We start from the raw sequence: 18,226 nt of genomic DNA on the forward strand, positions 1-18,226 counted from the left end.
TCTGGCTCTGGCTTTTGATCCTGGGCGCCCCGTTAACCACGCTGGCCGAACGCAGGCTTGAAGCCGTGGGTAACCCGGCAGGACGCCGGGTTAGCCGCCCCGCGCCATGGATGGCGCGTGGCGGCGGCCCACGGATTCAAGCCGGAGTGAGGGCACACCGAGCCCAAGCGAGGTGCCGAGTGGTGGGGTAAGAGCCTTTTGCTTACTTTTGGGCTCCTCCAAAAGTGAGCCGCTGTAAAAGCGGAACCATAGGTGGCCATTACCGCAAAAATGGATATGTACTCGGTCTAATCCAACACCCCAGAGGCCGCTACAAAGTTGTGTAGATACCTATGCCGCGATGAGGCCAGTCCATTCAACATCGATAATGCCTGACACACCACCATCGCGAGCAAGCTCGTCCCTACACAAGTTGGGCGGGCGCACCTGCGAGAACCCAAAACCACTGTAGCTATGGGTAACCCCTCGGCGGATGGCTCTTGTAAGAAATATTCGAGAGGAGTACAAATGTACTCCATGAATACTTTAACGCCTCGCCGTGCCGCCATCCTGACCTTTATCCGCGACCGTATCGCGCAACAGGGCCAATCCCCGAGCCTCGCTGAAATCAGCGAGGCCTTTGGTTTTGCCTCGCGCAGCGTGGCGCGCAAGCACGTGTTGGCGCTGACCGAGGGCGGGTTCATCGAGGTCAACCCGCATCAGGCACGGGGCATTCGGCTGCTCAACCAGCCGCGGCGCCCCGAGTTGCTGGACATCCCGGTGCTCGGGCGGGTAGCCGCTGGTGCGCCGATGGGGGTCGATGCCGAGGTGCACAGCCGGCTGTGGCTGGACCCTGCACTGTTCTCGCGGACCCCGGACTACCTGCTGCGGGTGCAGGGCGACTCGATGATCGGCGACGGCATCCTCGACGGCGACCTGGTGGGCGTGCGCCGCAGTGCCGAGGTGCAGAACGGCCAGATTGTGGTCGCACGGCTCGAAGGCGAAGTCACCATCAAGCGCTTTGAACGGGCCGGGGACAGCGTGCGCTTGCTGCCGCGCAACCCGGCCTACAGCCCCATTGTGGTCAGCGCCGATCAGGACCTGGCGATCGAAGGAGTGTTCTGCGGCCTGGTGAGACAAGGCTGATGGGTGCCGTCGTTGCGCTGGACACCCTGTTCCATCGCGGCCAGGTCTGGAAAGGCCGGCCTGCGCCCGCCGACGTCAGCCGCCAACCCACCGGGCATGCTGCGCTGGACGCGGCGTTGCCCAGCGGCGGCTGGCCGGAAGCGGCACTCAGCGAGATATTGATTGCCGGGCAGGGCGTCGGTGAGTTGCAATTGGTGTGGCCGACCCTGGCCAGGCTGACCGCGGACGGTGAGCGGGTGGTGCTGGTGGCGCCGCCCTGCGTGCCCTATCCCCAGGCGTGGCAGAACGCCGGGATCGACCTGCGCCAGTTGTCGGTCATCCAGGCCAGTGACCGCGAGGCCCTGTGGGCGGCGGAACAATGCCTGCGCTCGGGCAGTTGCGGCGCAGTACTGTGCTGGCCGAAACAGGCCGATGACCGCGCCTTGCGGCGTTTGCAGGTGGCTGCCGAAACCGGCCAGACCCTGGCCTTCGCCTATCGCTCGATCAAGGACGCGATCAACCCTTCGCCGGCAGCCCTGCGCATCGCTATCGATGCGCGGCCCGCCCAGTTGCGGGTGCTCAAGTGCCGCGGCGGGCTGGCCCGTACGGCGCCCATTGCCTTCGCCCCGGGGCATTGAGGTTGCTATGCGCTGGGTCTGTATCCTGTTCCCGCAACTGGCGCTGGACGCTGTCTTGCGTCAGCGCAGCGACCCCGACGAGCCGCTGGCGCTGCTGAGCGGCCCGGCACAACGCCGGGTGTTGCAGGCGGTGAATGAGCCGGCGCGGGCCCTGGGCTTGCGGGCCGGGCAGTCGATGACGGCCGCCCAGGCCCTGAGCAAGGCTTTTGCCTGCGCCGACTATGACCAGGCGGGAGTGGAACACTGGCAGCAGTTTCTCGCGGCCTGGGCCTACCGCTTCAGTTCCCAGGTCAGCGTGCATTTCCCACGTACCGTACTGTTTGAAATCGAGTCGAGCCTGGCGCTGTTCGGGCCCTGGCCGCAGTTCGAGGCCCGCTTGCGTGCCGAGCTGACGGCCCTGGGGTTTCGCCATCGCCTGGTGGCGGCGCCCAATCCCTTGGCCGCGCGGATCCTGGCCAACGCCTACGACGGCCTGGCGGTGTCGGACTCCCAGGCCCTGGGGCCGTTGCTTGGGCAGATGCCGGTCGAGCGCATCGGCCTGGCGCCGACGGTCGCCAGCGCCCTGTCACGCATGGGCCTGCGCACCCTTGGCCAGGTCCAGGCGCTACCCCGGCAAACCCTGGCCCGGCGGTTTGAGGCAGCGGTGCTCAAGCACCTCGATACCCTGCTGGGCGACCGACCGCTGGCCTTGGCCTTCTACCTGCCGCCGGACCGCTTCGACGTGCGCATCGAACTGAATTTTGATGTGCAATCGCACCAGGCCCTGCTGTTTCCGTTGCGCCGGCTGACCGCTGACCTGGCGGCGTTTCTCTGTGGTCGTGACAGTGGCGTGCAGCGGTTCGACCTGTACCTGGAGCACGCCGGCCTGCCTGATACCCTGATCAAGGTCGGGCTGCTGAGTGCCGAGCGCGACCCGGGCATGCTGTTCGAGCTGGCCCGGGGGCGCCTGGAACAGGTACAGGTCGAGGCCCCGGTACGTGGGTTTCGCCTGTCGGCGCAGGACTTGCCGAGCTTTGTACCGCAGCGCCGCGAGCTGTTCGACGAACGCCCGCAGCAATCCTTGCCCTGGGAGCAGTTGCGCGAGCGCCTGCGCGCCCGCCTGGGCGACGATGCCGTGCAGGGCCTGGGATTCCAGGCCGACCACCGCCCCGAGTGTGCCTGGCAACCCCATGCCCAGAGCCAGCCTGCCACGCTGCTGTCGCGGGCGCAGCGCCCGGGCTGGTTGCTGACCGAGCCGCAGGCGGTACAGGAAGGCGCTGCACGGATTCTCATGGGGCCGGAACGCATCGAGTCCGGCTGGTGGGATGGCGCCGATGTGCGCCGCGACTATTACCTGATCCAGACTCGTGCCGGGCAACAGGGCTGGGCCTATCGCGGGGTGGGCGAGGGTGGGCCGCTGTGGCTGCAGGGCTGGTTTGCATGAGCGGCGGGTATGCCGAGCTGCACTGCCTGTCGAACTTCAGTTTCCAGCGCGGTGCCTCCAGTGCCGGGGAACTGTTCGAACGGGCCAGGCGCCAGGGCTACCAGGCCCTGGCGATCACCGACGAATGCACCCTGGCCGGCATCGTTCGCGCCTGGCAAGCGGCCAGGGTGCAGGGGTTGCCGCTGATCATCGGCAGTGAAATGCGCATCGAGAACGGCCCGAAGCTGGTGCTGCTGGTGGAGAACATCGAGGGTTATCAGGCCCTGTGCCGGCTGATCACCCAGGCCCGGCGGCGTGCGGAAAAAGGCCAGTACCGGGTCCTGCGCGAAGACTTTGCCGAGCCCCTGCCCGGGCTGTTGGTCTTGTGGCTGCCGGACCCGGACGATGCGCCGGGCGAGGGCGCCTGGTTAAAAGGGCTGTTTGGCGCGCGGTTGTGGCTAGCGGTGGAGTTGCATTGCGGGCAGAACGATGCCCGGCGCCTGGCCGATCTGCAGGCCCTGGCGGCACAGTTGCAGATCCGCGCCGTGGCCAGCGGTGATGTGCACATGCATGCCCGTGGTCGCCGGGCGCTGCAGGACTGCATGACTGCGATTGCCCTGCACGTGCCGGTGGCCGCCGCCGGGCAGCGCCTGCACCCCAATGGCGAGCGGCATCTGCGCAGTCTTGAGGCGCTGGGTGAGCTGTATCCGCGCGCGCTGCTCGACGAAACCCTGGAGATTGCCCAACGCTGCCGTTTCGATCTCACTCAGTTGCGCTATCAATACCCTCGTGAGCTGGTGCCTGAAGGGCAGACGCCGACCTCCTGGCTGCGCCACTTGACCGCGCAGGGCCTGGCCCGGCGCTGGCCGCAAGGCCCGGACAGCAAGGTGCAGGCGCTGATCGACAAGGAACTGCAACTGATTGCCGAGCTGGGCTACGAGAGCTATTTCCTCACCGTCGAGGACATCGTCAGCTTCGCCCGGCGCCAGCGCATCCTGTGCCAGGGCCGAGGCTCGGCGGCCAACTCGGCAGTGTGTTTTGCCCTGGGCATTACCGAAATCGACCCGAGCCGGATGAACATGCTGTTCGAGCGGTTCCTGTCCCGCGAGCGCAACGAGCCGCCGGATATCGACGTCGATTTTGAGCACGAGCGCCGTGAGGAGGTCCTGCAATACGTGTTCCAGCGCTATGGTCGGCGCCGGGCGGCGCTGACGGCAGTGGTCAGCACTTACCACGCGGCCGGGGCGATCCGCGATGTGGCCAAGGTCCTTGGTTTGCCGCCCGACCAGATCAACGCCCTGGCCGACTGCTGCGGCCACTGGAGTGACGACGCACCGGGGCTTGCGCGTTTGCGTGAAAGCGGCTTTGACCCTGACACCCCGCTGCTGCGCCGGGTGTTGAGCCTGACCCGGCAACTGATCGGCTTCCCTCGGCACCTGTCCCAGCATCCGGGTGGCTTCGTGATTTCCGAGCAGCCGCTGGACAGCCTGGTGCCGGTGGAAAACGCGGCCATGGCCGAGCGCACGATCATCCAGTGGGACAAGGACGACCTGGACATGGTCGGCTTGCTCAAGGTCGACATCCTGGCCCTGGGCATGCTCAGCGCCATTCGCCGCTGTTTCGACCTGCTGCGCTACCACCGCGGGTTGGACCTGAGCCTGGCGAATATCCCGGCCGAAGACCCGCCGACCTACGAGATGATCTGCCGCGCCGACACCATCGGCGTGTTCCAGATCGAGTCCCGGGCGCAGATGTCGATGCTGCCCCGGCTGCAGCCTCGCACCTTCTATGACCTGGTGATCGAAGTGGCGATCGTCCGTCCCGGGCCGATCCAGGGCGGGATGGTGCACCCCTATCTGCGGCGGCGGAACAAGGAGGAGCCAGAAACCTATCCCAGCGTGGCGCTCGAAGCGGTGCTCAAGCGCACCCTGGGGGTGCCGTTGTTCCAGGAACAGGTCATGCAGATCGCCATCGTGGCGGCCGACTACAGCCCCGGCGAGGCGGATCAACTGCGCCGCGCCATGGCCGCCTGGAAACGTCACGGTGGCCTCGACTCGCACCAGGTGCGCCTGCGCGAAGGCATGCTGAAAAACGGCTATTCAGAGGCGTTTGCCGCGCAGATCTTCGAGCAGATCAAGGGGTTTGGCAGCTACGGTTTCCCCGAGTCCCACGCCGCCAGCTTTGCCCTGCTGACCTACGCCAGTTGCTGGCTCAAATGCCATGAGCCGGCGGCGTTTGCCTGTGCCTTGATCAACAGCTGGCCGATGGGTTTCTACAGTCCCGACCAGATCCTCCAGGACGCGCGCCGGCATCAACTGCAGATCCGCCCGGTGGACATCAGCGCCAGTGCCTGGGATTGCAGCCTGGAACCGATTGCCCAGCAGCAGCCGGCGATCCGCCTGGGCTTGCGCATGATCAAGGGGTTTCGTGAGGAGGACGCCCGGCGTATCGAGGCGGCACGCCTGTGCCGGGCCTTCGTCGATGTGGCCGACCTTGGCCAGCGCGCCGGGCTCGATGCCCGGGCCCATGCGTTGCTGGCCGATGCCGGCGCCTTGCGTCCGCTCGCCGGCAATCGTCACCGGGCGCGTTGGGAGGTGGCGGGGGTGCAGCAACAACTGGGACTGTTCGCCGGCTTGCCGAGCCAGGACGAACCGCCGGTGAGCCTGCCAGCCCCCACCGTCAGTGAAGACCTGCACGCCGACTACCACAGCGTCGGCACCACGCTCGGCCCCCATCCGCTGGCACTGTTGCGCGAGCAGTTGCGGGCCCGGCGTTGCCGCAGCTCACGGCAGTTGCTGGAGGTCGAACACGGACGCAACGTCAGCGTCGCCGGCCTGGTCACCGGCCGCCAGCGTCCGGGCACCGCCAGTGGCGTGACCTTCGTCACCCTGGAAGACGAGTTTGGCAACATCAACGTGGTGGTCTGGCGCGACCTCGCCGAGCGCCAGCGCAAGACCCTGGTCGGGGCGCAATTGCTCAAGGTCGACGGGCGCTGGGAAAAGGTCGGCGAAGTGCGCCACCTGATCGCCGGCCGCCTGAGCGACCTGAGTCCGCTGCTGAACGGCATCAGCGTGCACAGTCGGGATTTTCATTGAATCAGCCGTTGGCGAAATTGCGCAACAGTCGCGCGGTTTCCACTGGACGCTCCAGCATGGGCAAGTGGTTGCAGTCGTCCAGGGTCACCAACTGCCGGGCCTGATGGGGCGGCAGGCGGTTTTCCAGGGTCTGCAGGGCAGAGATATCGATCACTCGATCCTCGCGGCAGCCGACGCCGAGCACCGGTATGTTGAGCCGGCCCAGGCGCGGGTCCAATGCCTGCCATTGGGAAGGCGGGCGGATTTGCTCCAGGGTCGATTCGATGAAGGGGCGCTGGGCGCGGTTGAGGCTGATGGCGTCTGCCACCTGCTGGTCGGACATCGGCAGTGGATCGAGGTAGACCAGGCGCGCAGTGCGTTCGACACCGGCACGGTCATCGTAGATAAACGGGTTGTCACCGGCATTCAGGGCACGGATGAAGTCGTTTTCGACAAAGCTCAATCCCAGGGATCCGATCAGCGCCAGTCGGGCTACCCGCTGTGGCCGTTCGACGGCATGCACCCCGGTTATGGCGCCGCCCATGGAATGACCGACCAGGGTGAGCTGTTGGAGATCAAGCGCCTGGATAAACCCATCAAGGCGCGTCGCCTGGGCTTCAATGTCATAGTTCTGGCCCGGGAGGCGCGTCGATTGACCCCAGCCAGGAAGGTCGGGAATGATCAAGTGAAAGTCTGTGCCGAGGTCTGCGGCGAGGCGGGCCCAAACGTCCTTGCCGGAAGCAAACCCATGGACGAGCAGCAGGCTCGGGCCGTTTTTCTCGCCCTCGTAATAGGCCCAGGTCGTGTCACCGACCTGGATCGCACGGGACTGCAGGGCGGTGCCTGGGGGCGGCAAACCATCGGCACGGGCCGTGGCCAGGCAAGGCAGCAGGGCCAGCGCAAGACTGAGCAAATGGGCCAGCAGTCGGTTGCGGGATTTATCGTGACGGGTGAAGCGCGGGTCAACGTCCATGTCATTACAGTCCTGTAGGCGGGGTGGGTGGGCTCATGCCCTGCAGGATCGATTTGAAGAGGAGTGCGGCGTCGCGGCAATGCTGGCAACCGGGAAAAACTGCCAGTTGAAGTTTCCGCTTGCTGCCGACCTCGAAGGTGGCCGGCACAGCGCCTTATTAGTGCTGTCCTCGGCGATAGCACTTTGCAATAATGCCGCGCGCCGACTCCTCGAAGCCTGGCTGTCGATTTCCATCCCATCATTATCTTTTGTTGCTGCAACGTGCAGTAACCAGGCCTGTTCGTGCCGGGATAAACAGTTTTTACATAAGGAATATGCAGTGAGAATGATCTCTCGGATGGTGCTGTCAGGTGCAGCGATAGCCATCGCGGCCACGCTCGGCGGATGTGCAACCGAAAGCTCCCGTGCCTTGCCGGTGGCCAAAGTCGAAAGCGCCACTCAGGCCTGGAGCGGTGCTCGGGTGCCTATGGCAGTCGGCAAGTTCGACAACCGCTCCAGCTACATGCGCGGGATTTTCTCTGATGGCGTAGACCGTCTCGGTGGCCAGGCCAAGACCATCCTGATCACACATTTGCAGCAGACCAACCGCTTCAGCGTGCTGGACCGAGACAACATGGGTGAAATCCAGCAGGAAGCGGCTATCAAGGGCCAGGCCCAACGCCTCAAGGGCGCCGACTTTGTGGTGACCGGTGATGTCACCGAGTTCGGTCGCAAGGAAACCGGCGATCGCCAGCTGTTCGGCATTCTTGGTCGTGGCAAGACCCAGGTGGCTTACGCCAAGGTCAACCTGAATATCGTCAACATCAGCACCTCGGAAGTGGTGTATTCGACCCAGGGCGCGGGCGAGTACGCGTTGTCCAACCGCGAAGTGATCGGCTTCGGCGGTACCGCTTCCTACGACTCGACCCTCAACGGCAAGGTCCTGGACCTGGCCATGCGCGAAGCGATCAATCGTCTTGTAGACGGCATGAACGCCGGTGCCTGGAAGCCGGGCAACTGATCAAGGTCGATCACCAGGAGCGATACCGATGAGCAAGTGTATGGCGTGGCCAATGATGGCCCTGGCCTTGTCGGGCAGCGTGTTGCTGGCCGGATGCAGCACCCCGAAAACCCTGTACCAATGGGAAGACTACCAGCCCCAGGTGTATGAGTACTTCAAGGGCGAAGAGCCCAAGGAAGCTCAGGCCGAAGCGCTGGAGCGCGACCTGCAGAAGATCAATGCCACGGGCAGCACCCCGCCACCGGGTTACCACGCCCACCTGGGGCTGTTGTACCTGAGCATGGGCAAGGACGATCAGATGGTGCAGCAGTTCCGGACCGAGAAAGCCCTGTTTCCCGAATCCGGGCCGTACATGGACTTCCTGCTCAAGAACGCCAAGACCGGAGATGCCAAATGATCGTGCGCTCAGTAAAACTGCTGGCTGGGGCCCTGGCCCTGGCCCTGCTGGGTGGATGTGTCAGCCCCAAGACCGTGGACTATTCGGCGTACAAGCAAAGCCGTCCGAAAAGCATCCTGGTGTTGCCGCCGCTGAACGACTCGCCGGACGTCAAGGCCACTTACAGCATGCTGTCCCAGGTGACCTTCCCATTGGCGGAAGCCGGTTACTACGTCTTGCCCATCGCCCTGGTTGACGAGACCTTTCGCCAGAACGGCCTGACCACGCCGGCAGACATCCACCAGGCGCCCGCCAATAAGCTGCAGGAGATCTTCGGTGCCGACGCCGCGCTCTACATCACCGTGAGTGAGTACGGCACCAGCTACATGCTGATCGCCAGCGACACCGTGGTCACGGCCAGCGCCAAGTTGGTGGATCTGCGCACCGGCACTACCCTGTGGACTGGCACCGCCCGGGCCTCCAGCGAAGAGAGTGGCGGCGGCGGTGGTGGCGGCCTGGTCGGCATGCTGATTACCGCGGCGGTCAAACAGATCGTCAACAGCTCCACCGACGCCGGTCACCCGGTTGCCGGCATCACCAGTGTCCGGCTGCTGTCAGCTGGGCAACCAGCAGGCCTGCTGTATGGACCGCGTTCGCCCAAGTACGGCACCGATTGAGCTGAACTGACTGCGGATTCAGGCGTAGCTCAGCCCGCACATCGCGGGCTGACAAGCGCCGCGAGTTGGACAACAATGAAACCATCAGCGCCGGCCGCGCTCCAAGCTTTGAGCGCGGGCCCACCTGCGTCGGTCCGTTGTTCCACCTTTGCGCTGTGCGCACAGAGTCCATCGATGCAGTTTCTAACGCAGAATCATGGTTGTAGCGGGTGGAGCGGCGAAATGGCCGAACGCATTCGCGCGTTCGACTGGAGTGTCACCGAACTGGGCAGCTACGATACCTGGTCGCGCAGCCTGCGCAGTTCGGTGCAGTTGCTGCTGGCCTCACCGGTGCCGCTGGTGATGCTCTGGGGACGCCCCGGCTACATGATCTACAACGATGCCTATTCGGTGTTTGCCGGCGGGCGTCATCCCTATCTGCTCGGCTCGCCAGTGGAACTGGGTTGGCCGGAGGTCGCCGAATTCAACCGTAACGTGGTCGACACCTGCCTGGCTGGTGGCACCCTTTCATACCGCAACAAAGAGCTGGAGCTGTTGCGTAACGGCCAGCCCGAAGCCGTGTTCATGGACCTCTACTACAGCCCGGTGGCCGATGATGACGGCGTGCCGGCCGGGGTCCTCGCGATTGTCGTGGAAACCACCGCCCACATGACCTCTGAACGCCTGCGCGAACAGGCCGAAGCAGCCTATCGTGCCGACAACGAACGGGTACGCCTGGCGCTCAATGCCGGGGCCTTGCTGGGGTCGTTTGTCTGGGACATTCGGGCCAATCTGCTGTCCGGGGATGAGCGGTTTGCACGGACTTTTTCCTATCCGTGCGAGCAGTCGCTGGAGCTGATGTCACCCGAGTACGCCGCGACCAGAATCCATCCCGATGACTTGCCAGAGGTTAATCAGTTGGTGGAGCAAGCCCTGGAAAATGGTGGCCCGTTCAATGCTGAATACCGTATCCGGCGGGCGGATGACAGCTATTGCTGGGTGCTGGCCAGTGGTTGCTGCGAGTTCGATGAACAAGCTCAACCCCTGCGTTTTCCCGGGGTGCTGATCGATATCCACGAGCGCAAGACTGCCGAAGAGAACCTGCTCAAGTTCACCCGCAACCTGGAGCAGCGGGTCGCCGATGAGGTGGAAGGGCGCCTCGCCGCTGAGGAGCAATTGCGCCAGTCGCAGAAACTCGAAGCCATTGGTGGATTGACCGGCGGCGTTGCCCATGACTTCAATAATCTGTTGCAGGTGATCGCCGGCAACCTGCACCTGTTGGCCCGCCATGAAGCCGATAACGCCAACGTGCAGCGCCGGGTCGGTGCCGCCCTGGCAGCCGTCGAGCGCGGTGCCATGCTGTCCTCGCAACTGCTCGCCTTTGCCCGCCGCCAGCCCTTGTCGCCGGCGGTCTACAACCCTCGGCAAATCTACCAGCGCCTGGGGGAATTGCTGCAGCGTGCGCTGGGCGAAACCATTCAGATCGATGTGCAACTGCCCGACGACCCCTGGTGCATTTCGGTCGACCGCAACCAGTTGGAAAACGCCTTGCTCAACCTGGCGATCAATGCCCGTGACGCGATGCATGGCGAAGGCACGATTGTGATCAGTGGCAAAAACGTCGTGCTCGATCGCTTCGTGTGCGTCGGCAAGGGCATCAGCGCTGGCGACTATGTGCGCCTGTCGGTGATCGACCCCGGCGAGGGCATGGATGCGGCGACCCTCAAGCAGGCGTTCGAACCGTTCTTCACCACCAAGGCCGACGGCCAGGGCACCGGCCTGGGCCTGAGCATGGTGTTCGGTTTCGTCAAACAGAGCGGTGGGCATATCGAGATGACCAGCGAGGTCGGCGGCGGCACGTGCGTGCACATGTATTTTCCTCGCAGTGAACGCGCCCAGAGCCGTGAGATGCCATCGCGAAGTGTGCCAGGCACAGGCGGCAACGAGACGATCCTGGTGGTGGAGGACAACGAGGAAGTACGTGGTACCGCCGCCGAATTTCTCCAGGCCTCGGGCTACCAGGTGTTGCTCGCGGGCAATGGCGACAGTGCCATGCAGTTGCTGCTGGACGGGGCGACGGTGGACCTGATTTTTACCGACGTGGTGATGCCCGGGCTGATCAAGAGTTCCGACCTGGCCGCCTGGGCCAAGGTCCAGGTGCCTGCAGTGGCGGTGCTGTTCACCTCGGGCCATACCCGCGACATCATTTCCGACAATCATCAGCTTAGCCCCGACACCTACTTGCTGAGCAAGCCCTATGGTCCGGATGCGCTGTTGAGCATGATCCGCAGTGTCCTGGGGGAGAGCGGCCGCGAGTGAGGGGCGACGAACGGACACCGCTGGTCCGATTGACGGTCGACAGCGACCCTCAGGCAAGGCCATGCTGATAACTGGTGAACACAGGACAAGTGTTCGCCACCGATCAACAAACGGAGGTGTTCCATGCCGGTGAAACATGACCTGTATCAGGACTTGAGCTATTCAAAGGAAGACATTCAGAAAAAGCGTGCCAATGATCCCCACCTGCACGCGCTGCTGGATAAATACTCGGATATCGACACCCAGGTACTGAAGGCGGAAGCCGCTGCCCAGGCCGACGACGAGGTGAGGAAGCTCAAGGCCAAACGCCTTACGATCAAAGACGAAATCTCCAAAAGCTTGAACGGTGCCTCCAAGGCTTGACCACTCGGCGGGGGCGCAGCGTCGCCCCCGTGATTTACTCAAGGCAGTGCTGACAACGCCTTGGCCAAAGGCAGTCGTACCATATGACTGGACTTCAGCGAACCGAAATACAGCCAGTCGCCATACTCGCGGACCGTGGTGATGGGTGAGTAGTTGCCACTGCTGGCATCCTGCAGGTTACTGATCACCTTGCCGTACAGATCCAACCCCAGGGCAAACGCTCGGCGCTCCACCGGCTTGGGCAGGAGCATCATCGCCCTGACGATCATCTTGCGCACGAACGGATACCCGGCCAACCCATCGAGCAGGCTGTTGCGCGGTGCGTACAACGCCACCCAGAAACGCTCCTGGCCGTTGAAGCTGAGGTTGTCCGGCAAGCCCGGCAGGTTGTCGACGAACACTTCGCGGGTGCGTGCCTTGGGGCCGCTCAGCCAGTAGCGGGTGATGCGATAGGCACCGGTTTCGTTAACCAGCACAAAGCTGTCATTGGGCCCCAGCGCCACGCCATTGGCGAACTCCAGGCGGTCCAGCAACTGCTCGGTCTTGCCACTCTGGAAGTCATAGCGCAGCAGACGCCCGTCACCCCCGTGCTCGATGATCGCCTCGCCATCATGGCCGTAGCCCCACCGACTGGAAGCATCGCTGAAATAGGCGTAGTGCCCGGTCCGGTCGATGACCACATCATCGGTAAAGCCCAGGGGCACGCCGCCGGCCTCGGTGCTCAGGGCGATCAACTGGCCTTGGGTATCGAGGGCCAGCAGGCCCTTGATGGCGTCGGCGATGATCAGCCGGCCATCCGGATGCCGGGCCAGGCCCAGGGGGCGGCCGCCGGTGTCGGTCAGCACCTTGAGGATCTTGCCGTCCAGGCTGCTGCGGATCACCCGGCCGTCATGCAGGCCGCTGATCAGGAAACCGTCTTCCAGCAGCAGGGCTTCGGGCCCCGGGAGGTTGGCCGAGCCGACGTGCTCCACGTCCCTGAGCCGTTGGTTTTCGGCAAACACCCCCGAGACCAGGGAAGGTGCTGGCGACGGCTTCCAGGCCACGGGTTGCACCTGGGTCGGCGCCAGTAGCAGGAACAGCCCGACCAGCACCACGACCACCAACAGCAAACCACTGAGGCTGACGCGCCGGCGCGCGCCGCTCATCAAGCGACGGCTCCGGCGGGCTTGCCCAGCGTGCCCAGCGCGCGGTCGCGCAGGGCCAGCAGCGACACCGCTGACTCGCGGTCGATCCGCCGCTTGAGCAGCAATTGATTGGCCAGGCGCATCCACAGACCGCTGAAGCGGTACTCCAGGGTACGCACAAAACGGCTGCCGTCGCCCTCGCTGCTGCATTCATAGGTCAGCAACAATTCCAGGCCGTGATCGCCCTGGGCCCGGGCGCTCCAGCGGCGCCCCGGCAAGTATTCGTTGACCTCCCAGCTCAGGTGCCCGGCGCGACCTCCGGCGTGGATGTCCTCTTCAAAACGTGCCCCGGCATGCAGCGGTCCTTGCGGCCCCTCGACCCGCAGCGAGGAGGGGTGCCACTCCGGCCAGCGAGTGACGCTGCTGGCGTAGGCGAGCACGGCAATCGGCTCGCGGGCAATGTCGATCTGGTGCTGCAGGCGGGTCATGGGCGTTCTGCTCCAAGGCAGGTGGGCGTGGTTGGGGTGGTCTTCCCAGTACAGCGTGTCAAACAGGTAGTCCATCAGTGGCAACACGATGTTGAAGTTGCGCGCCTGCATCAGCTCGCGCCGATGATGCAGTTCATGCAGGTGGCGCATCTGGCGGATCCACGGCAGGCGGGTGAGGGGATTGCTCGGCGGCAGGTGTTCGCAGGCATGAAACACTTCGTAGGTCAGGTAGCCGAGGATCATGCAGCCGGCGAACAGTCCAGCAACGTTGCCATTGAACTGCGCCAGCAACCACCAGGCGGGCAGGGTGACCAGCAGGCAATGCAACACGATCAGCCAGGCCGGAAACAGAATCACCCGCCAGTCGCGCGCGGTGTCGTAGGCCATTTGGCCGGGGGCGAAAAAACTGTGGTGATCGCCGGCATGACGGGCATAAAACAGGCGGGCAAAGGCATGCTTGTGATGGCCCAGGTGCCGGTGCACGGTATAGACCACCAGGTTGAACAGCAGCAGGCTCAGCGGCACCGCCAACCATTCGAGCACTTGCACCTGCTCCAGCGTGCCCCAGAACAGGCTGATCGCCGTGATCCCGAACACCAGCACAAACCCTGCGTGCAGCCACGGATTGTAGAAGCGGTGGATCTCGGCGCGATATCGGTTGCGAAACGCCTGCGTGGTTTGCCTCACCCTGATCACCTGTTGTCGTTGTTATTGACAGAAGATTAGTCGCGGGCAAATTATCCGGCCAATGGATCTGCGTAATAGCCGGTGATCCAGGCGCTGAATGCCGATCCGGGAGGCCAGGTGATGATTGACTGCAAACGTGCTTACGCGCCGGCCGAGGCCAGTGACGGTTGTCGAGTGCTGGTGGATCGGCTCTGGCCGCGCAATTGTCCCCGCCAGCAGTTGGCGCTGGCTCAATGGCTGCCGCAGGTGGCGCCCTCGACTGCGCTGCGACGCGCCTTCAAGACCGCCGAAATTGACTTTGCGCACTTTCGCCTGGGTTACCGACAAGAGTTGGCGGCGCAACCGGGCCATTGGTGGCAATTGCTGGAGTTGGCCGAACGTGGCCCGCTGACGCTGATCTACGCGGCTCGTCATGAGACGCAGAACAATGCCCGAGTCCTTGCCGAGTGGCTGGAGGACGAGCTGGACCGACGTGACACTGGCAGTTCACCGGTGTGTTATGCCGAGCTGTTCAAGGCGCCTTGAGCGCCTTCAGAGCAATGGGTCCCAGCGCTGTGACCAGTCGCTTTCCCGCTGGACCAGTTGGCGCAGTAGCTCGAACGCCTGCTGCAGTACCTGGGAGTCACGATCGCGCGAATACACCAGGAACGTCGGGTAGCTGAACTCCGGCGCCTTGGGCACCCGCTCCAGCACCCCGCTGTCCAGATAGGACTGCACCACCCGGGTCCGGAAGTAACCGGCGCCACCGTTCTGCAGAATGTACTGCAACGCCAGCGGCCCGAGGTTGAAACTCAGCACGGCTTTGGCCTTGTCCGGCAGCGCAGAGTCGTGCTGACGGCGAAAGTCGCTGCCCCAGTCGATGTACACATAGGGTTCGGGTTGCGAGGGCAGTCGTACCAGGATCAGCTTTTCCTCGAGCAGTTGCTCGACCTGCAGCCGCGGCCAGTATTCGGGTTGAAACACCAGGGCGGCGTCCAGCACGCCCATTTCCAACTGCCGCAGCAGGGCTTCGCCGTTGCCGATTTCCGTGCGCAGGGCGTAGGCCGGAATGTTGGCGCGAATGTCCCGGGCCCAACTGAGCATCAACGGATTGCACAGGCTGACCTCGCCACCGATGTGCAGCACATTGCGGTAGCCGTCCGGCAGGGGCAAGTCGCGGCGGGCCGCTTCCCAGGTCTGCACCAGCTGATTGGCATACACCACAAAGGCCTCACCGTCGGCCGTCAGGCGGGCGCCGGCACGGTTGCGCACGAACAGGGTGGTGGCCAGTTGGCTCTCGAGTTTTTGTACCCGCGCGGTGATCGCGGTCTGGGTGACGTGGAGTTTTTCCGCGGCGGCGGCCAGGCTGCCGCAACGCACGATTTCCAGGAAGGTACGGGCGAGATCGATGTCCATGGGCCGGTCGCTGACGTAAAGGGCCCCGCAGTGTAGAGCAAGCGGGCACTGAAGGCCCGTCGGGGGCCTGAAACGACGAATCCCGCCTTGGCGGCGGGATTCGTCTGCAGCTTGGCCGGGCCTCCACAGGGGAGGCCGCTGGCTTAGGCCGGGAACAACTCGGACAGTTTCATCGCCAGCATCATGTCGCCTTCAGCGCGCAGTTTGCCGCCCATGAACGCTTGCATGCCATCGGTTTCACCGCTGACGATGCCTTGCAGGGTTTCGCTGTCCATGACCAGGGTCACTTGGGCGTCCGGGTTCTCGCCTTCTTTCAGTTCGCAGGTGCTGTCTTTGACAACCAGCGAGAAGTTCTTGTCTTCGTCGATACGGAAACCGAACACCAGGTCCAGGCCGGCAGCGGCGGCTGGGTTGAACTTGGCTTGCATTGCTTGTACGGCGTCAGCTACGGAGGTCATGGTTCGATCCTTTTATGGGGTGTTACAGCAAGGGTCACAGTAATCCGGGGTTCATCGGAAAGTGATGAGTTCCGGGGCCTTCAACAGTTGCAGGTGGGCATGACTGTTGAAAGAAGCCAGGGCCACCTCGCGACCACGGAACTTCAAGTGGTTGAGCGAGGTGTTGACGATTTGCCAGTTCAGCTCGAAAGCCTGTTTGGCTGGCATCAGCGTAATCAGGTGGAGCAGGGCGGTAATGGTGCCGCCGGAGGTGAACACGGCGATCTTCTGGGTGTTGTCGGCCTGTTCCAGTATGCGTTGCAGGCCGGCCTGCACCCGTTCGACAAACCCGAGCCAGCTTTCCAGGCCGGGCGGGTCGTAGGTGCCGGCCAGCCAGCGCTCGATGATCAGGGCGAAGATGCGCTGGAACTCGCCGCGGTTGTGCGCCGCGTTGCGCAGGATGTGCAGGGCCTCGGGTTCTTCGGGCAGCAGGTCCGGGAGCAGCGCACGGATCACCGCGTCGGCGTCGAACTCATTGAAGGCCGAGTCGGTCTCCAGGGTCGGCACCGGCAGGCCAACGGCGGCGAACTGCGCCAGCGCGCTGGTGGCGGTGTGTTGCTGGCGGCGCAGGTCGCCGGCCAGGCAGCGATCGAAGCTCAGCCCCAGCTCAGCCAGGTGGCTGCCGAGGATTTCTGCCTGGCGCACCCCGGTCGGCGACAACACGTCGTAGTCGTCTGCACCGAAGGAGGCCTGGCCATGTCGAATCAAGTAGATGCTGCCCACGTCCGCGTCATCCCGGTACGTTGAAGGTTTTGCGAGGTTATGAGGATGCCGGTGAGCTGTCAATGAAAAAACATACGCTTGTTTGAAATGCTCGTTGGAGGCCCCTCGCATCAGGTTTCACGGCTGGCCGCAACGCGGTCGCATGGGTATGCTGGAGCTATCCGCGCCCGCGTATCGAGCGGCGCACCGTCGTTAAGGAGTCCATGTGGAGTTTTTTGCCGAGTACGCAAGTTTTCTGGCTAAAACCGTTACCCTGGTGATCGCCATCCTGGTGGTCCTGGCCAGCTTTGCCGCGCTGCGCAGCAAGGGCCGGCGTAAATCAGCGGGCCAGTTGCAGGTCAGCAAACTCAACGATTTCTACAAGGGGCTGCGCGAGCGCCTGGAGCAGACCTTGCTCGACAAGGACCAGCTCAAGGCCCTGCGCAAATCCGAAGCCAAGTCCGAGAAGAAGCACAAGAAAAAGCCTGAGGCCAAGCCGCGGGTGTTCGTCCTCGACTTCGACGGCGACATCAAGGCCTCGGCCACTGAGAGCCTGCGCCACGAAATCACCGCGCTGCTGTCCCTGGCCACGCCCAAGGACGAAGTGGTCCTGCGCCTGGAAAGCGGCGGTGGCATGGTGCATAGCTACGGGCTGGCCTCCTCGCAACTGGCGCGGATTCGCCAGGCCGGCGTGCCACTGACCGTGTGCATCGACAAGGTCGCCGCCAGCGGCGGCTACATGATGGCGTGCATCGGCGAGAAGATCATCAGCGCGCCCTTTGCCATCCTCGGCTCGATCGGCGTGGTGGCGCAGTTGCCCAACGTCAATCGGTTGCTGAAAAAACACGACATCGACTTTGAAGTGCTGACCGCTGGCGAATACAAACGCACCCTGACGGTGTTTGGTGAAAACACCGAGAAGGGCCGGGAGAAGTTCCAGGAAGACCTGGATGTGACCCATGAACTGTTCAAGAACTTCGTCGCCCGTTATCGCCCGCAACTGGCCATCGATGAAGTGGCCACCGGGGAAGTCTGGCTGGGTATCGCCGCGCTGGACAAACAACTGGTGGATGAACTCAAGACCAGCGACGAATACCTGGCCGAACGCGCCAAGGGTGCCGAGTTGTTCCACCTGCACTATGCCGAGCGCAAGAGTTTGCAGGAGCGGGTCGGGTTGGCTGCCAGTGGTTCGGTGGATCGCCTGTTGTTGACCTGGTGGAGCCGCTTGACCCAACAACGGTTCTGGTAACTAACCAGGGATCTGTGTCGTCATGTAGGGGGGAACTCCTACAGGTTTTTTCCAAGCCCTGAATACAAGTAGCGATCCTTGTTTCGGGGCTTTTTTGTCATAGATGAATAACTGACTTCATGTGTCGGGATTTCGCCGCCAGTTGGCGATTTTTCCGGCGCGGATCCAGCAGTTCGATC

At 63.6% G+C, this 18,226-nt stretch carries 17 protein-coding genes; 11 read left to right on the top strand and 6 right to left on the bottom strand.

Annotation, left to right across the window (positions count from 1 at the left end; translation table 11 throughout):
• Nucleotides 1–507: 507 nt before the first annotated feature.
• Genes lexA through CKW24_RS26645 form a run of 4 tightly spaced genes read left to right on the top strand, consistent with a single transcriptional unit; the run spans nt 508 to nt 6,239 of the window.
• The gene (gene lexA / locus CKW24_RS26630; protein ID WP_095171750.1) at nt 508–1,125 is read left to right on the top strand and encodes a transcriptional repressor LexA; all 618 of its coding nucleotides are present in this window, start codon (nt 508–510) and stop codon (nt 1,123–1,125) included.
• Nucleotides 1,125–1,742 (top strand): translesion DNA synthesis-associated protein ImuA, encoded by a 618-nt coding sequence (gene imuA / locus CKW24_RS26635; protein WP_095171752.1) that lies wholly within the window; start codon nt 1,125–1,127, stop codon nt 1,740–1,742. The genes lexA and imuA overlap by 1 nt, the downstream gene beginning before the upstream one ends.
• A 7-nt stretch (nt 1,743–1,749) precedes the next feature.
• The gene (locus CKW24_RS26640) at nt 1,750–3,165 is read left to right on the top strand and encodes a DNA polymerase Y family protein (RefSeq protein ID WP_095171753.1); all 1,416 of its coding nucleotides are present in this window, start codon (nt 1,750–1,752) and stop codon (nt 3,163–3,165) included.
• Nucleotides 3,141–6,239: an error-prone DNA polymerase gene (locus CKW24_RS26645; RefSeq protein WP_218274110.1), complete on the top strand. Its 3,099-nt coding sequence runs from the start codon at nt 3,141–3,143 to the stop codon at nt 6,237–6,239. The genes CKW24_RS26640 and CKW24_RS26645 overlap by 25 nt, the downstream gene beginning before the upstream one ends.
• Before the next feature lies 1 nt (nt 6,240).
• Here the strand turns inward: CKW24_RS26645 and CKW24_RS26650 are convergent, their stop codons facing one another.
• Entirely contained in the window at nt 6,241–7,191 is a 951-nt protein-coding gene (locus CKW24_RS26650; protein WP_095171757.1) for an alpha/beta fold hydrolase, read from the bottom strand.
• A gap of 325 nt (nt 7,192–7,516) precedes the next feature.
• Here CKW24_RS26650 and CKW24_RS26655 point away from each other — a divergent pair, with 325 nt between their 5' ends.
• The 5 genes from CKW24_RS26655 to CKW24_RS26675 all read left to right on the top strand — a co-directional run bounded on the left by CKW24_RS26655 (nt 7,517) and on the right by CKW24_RS26675 (nt 11,905).
• Complete coding sequence (locus CKW24_RS26655; RefSeq protein WP_177440723.1) at nt 7,517–8,191, top strand: CsgG/HfaB family protein; 675 nt, start codon at nt 7,517–7,519, stop codon at nt 8,189–8,191.
• Between the two features lie 28 nt (nt 8,192–8,219).
• Complete coding sequence (locus CKW24_RS26660; RefSeq protein WP_095171761.1) at nt 8,220–8,588, top strand: DUF4810 domain-containing protein; 369 nt, start codon at nt 8,220–8,222, stop codon at nt 8,586–8,588.
• Nucleotides 8,585–9,244: a DUF799 domain-containing protein gene (locus CKW24_RS26665; RefSeq protein ID WP_095171763.1), complete on the top strand. Its 660-nt coding sequence runs from the start codon at nt 8,585–8,587 to the stop codon at nt 9,242–9,244. Before CKW24_RS26660 ends, CKW24_RS26665 begins: the two co-directional genes overlap by 4 nt.
• Before the next feature lie 222 nt (nt 9,245–9,466).
• The gene (locus CKW24_RS26670) at nt 9,467–11,542 is read left to right on the top strand and encodes a PAS domain-containing sensor histidine kinase (RefSeq protein ID WP_177440721.1); all 2,076 of its coding nucleotides are present in this window, start codon (nt 9,467–9,469) and stop codon (nt 11,540–11,542) included.
• Between the two features lie 123 nt (nt 11,543–11,665).
• Complete coding sequence (locus tag CKW24_RS26675; protein ID WP_095171767.1) at nt 11,666–11,905, top strand: DUF465 domain-containing protein; 240 nt, start codon at nt 11,666–11,668, stop codon at nt 11,903–11,905.
• A 38-nt stretch (nt 11,906–11,943) separates the two neighbouring features.
• Here CKW24_RS26675 and CKW24_RS26680 read toward each other — a convergent pair whose 3' ends face one another.
• Complete coding sequence (locus CKW24_RS26680; RefSeq protein ID WP_095171769.1) at nt 11,944–13,050, bottom strand: SMP-30/gluconolactonase/LRE family protein; 1,107 nt, start codon at nt 13,048–13,050, stop codon at nt 11,944–11,946.
• Entirely contained in the window at nt 13,050–14,204 is a 1,155-nt protein-coding gene (locus CKW24_RS26685; protein WP_095171771.1) for an SRPBCC family protein, read from the bottom strand. The genes CKW24_RS26680 and CKW24_RS26685 overlap by 1 nt, the downstream gene beginning before the upstream one ends.
• 120 nt (nt 14,205–14,324) lie before the next feature.
• On the opposite strand from CKW24_RS26685, the gene CKW24_RS26690 reads away from it, so the two are divergent.
• The gene (locus CKW24_RS26690; RefSeq protein ID WP_095171796.1) at nt 14,325–14,729 is read left to right on the top strand and encodes a DUF488 domain-containing protein; all 405 of its coding nucleotides are present in this window, start codon (nt 14,325–14,327) and stop codon (nt 14,727–14,729) included.
• Between the two features lie 6 nt (nt 14,730–14,735).
• Here CKW24_RS26690 and CKW24_RS26695 read toward each other — a convergent pair whose 3' ends face one another.
• The 3 genes from CKW24_RS26695 to CKW24_RS26705 all read right to left on the bottom strand — a co-directional run bounded on the left by CKW24_RS26695 (nt 14,736) and on the right by CKW24_RS26705 (nt 16,819).
• Nucleotides 14,736–15,599 carry a LysR family transcriptional regulator gene (locus CKW24_RS26695; protein ID WP_095171773.1) on the bottom strand — a complete coding sequence of 288 codons (864 nt, stop codon included), beginning with the start codon at nt 15,597–15,599 and terminating at the stop codon, nt 14,736–14,738.
• 143 nt (nt 15,600–15,742) lie between these two features.
• A complete protein-coding gene (locus CKW24_RS26700; protein ID WP_095171774.1) occupies nt 15,743–16,057 on the bottom strand; it encodes an SCP2 sterol-binding domain-containing protein in 315 nt (104 codons plus the stop codon).
• Between the two features lie 51 nt (nt 16,058–16,108).
• On the bottom strand, nt 16,109–16,819 hold the full coding sequence (locus CKW24_RS26705; RefSeq protein ID WP_095171776.1) for a histidine phosphatase family protein: 711 nt from the start codon (nt 16,817–16,819) through the stop codon (nt 16,109–16,111).
• A gap of 205 nt (nt 16,820–17,024) precedes the next feature.
• Between CKW24_RS26705 and sohB the strand changes: the two genes are divergently transcribed.
• Nucleotides 17,025–18,047 (top strand): protease SohB, encoded by a 1,023-nt coding sequence (gene sohB / locus CKW24_RS26710; protein ID WP_095171778.1) that lies wholly within the window; start codon nt 17,025–17,027, stop codon nt 18,045–18,047.
• The last annotated feature ends 179 nt before the right edge of the window (nt 18,048–18,226 follow it).

The sequence above is a fragment of the Pseudomonas sp. Irchel 3H3 genome, assembly GCF_900187635.1.
Classification (GTDB): domain Bacteria; phylum Pseudomonadota; class Gammaproteobacteria; order Pseudomonadales; family Pseudomonadaceae; genus Aquipseudomonas.